The organism is Psychrobacter sp. 1U2 (assembly GCF_051847575.1).
On record NZ_JBPYDC010000460.1, the window covers coordinates 1 to 1,057 of the forward strand.

Here is a 1,057-nt window from a genome sequence, read left to right on the forward strand (position 1 = left end):
GCAATCGACAGTTTTAGGTAAGCTGGAAAACGAATCTTTCCATTTTGCTCATCTTCTTCACTTTGTTTGATCGCTTTATCACTACGCCAGCGTAACTGTATGACCTGATAAGGATTGTCTTTACGGATATCATCAAGCGAGAAGCACTTATGACGATGAACAACCAAGCCATGACGTGAGAGATGTCCAACGATAGGGTCACCATAGATAGGATGACAACAATTAGCAAAATCAATCTCAACACCGGTGGCATTTGCAATCAGTTGCTGCGGTTGTACCATACCATTGTGGGGTCGTTGAGCCTGTAAATTGCTGACTTCATCACTGAACAAACGTGACACTACAAGCTGTGGTAGCAAGGTGCCAGAGCTTATTTGTTCAAAAAGCGCGCTTTTCTCTGGTAAGCCGCGCCATTCGATAAGATTTTGCCAATCATTATCCGTCAAGTCGTCGAGGTTCTTTTGGTAGGTCTTTAATGCGCGATCCAAAGCTTGCTGCCCATGATGCTGTTTATCAGCCGCTGATAAGTCTTTAAACCACCGTAAAATCTCTTCACGGGCTTTGTTGGTCACGACAAACCCAAGCCATTCAGCTTTTGGCTCTGAGTGACTATTGACTTCGATTCCGACCAATTGGCCGTTTTTGACTACCGTACCCAGCTTGGCTTTTTTACCCTCAATATTGGCCCCAACCGCTACGTTACCGACCATAGGCCCGACAGCGTAAGCGAAGTCTAGCGCTGTTGCCCCCTGTGGTAACTCATAAGCACGTCCCTGCGGACTATAACAGATGATTTTGCTAGAATGCAGATAGTCCATCAGCTCGTTAATGGTAGAGACGGCCGCGGTGAAGTCAGGGCTGTTCTCATCTAAAGTATCCTCATCAACCAAGTCTTTCATATTGCGTAATGAAGCTTGAATGACGGATTGACTCACGTCAGACGCATGTTCTGCACCGATAACCCCAAGCCTGGCTGCATTTTGCATCTGTTTGGTCAAGATAGTGACTTTCACAAAATCGTTATCACGTTCATAAATCAGGGTGAGCGATTGATTGC

1 protein-coding gene is annotated in these 1,057 nt (G+C 45.8%); it reads right to left on the reverse strand.

The features are described 5' to 3' along the window. Positions 1–1,057, reverse strand: a 1,057-nt coding sequence (locus ACS8FD_RS16575; RefSeq protein ID WP_439276648.1) for a TGS domain-containing protein, incomplete at both ends; no start/stop codon positions are given.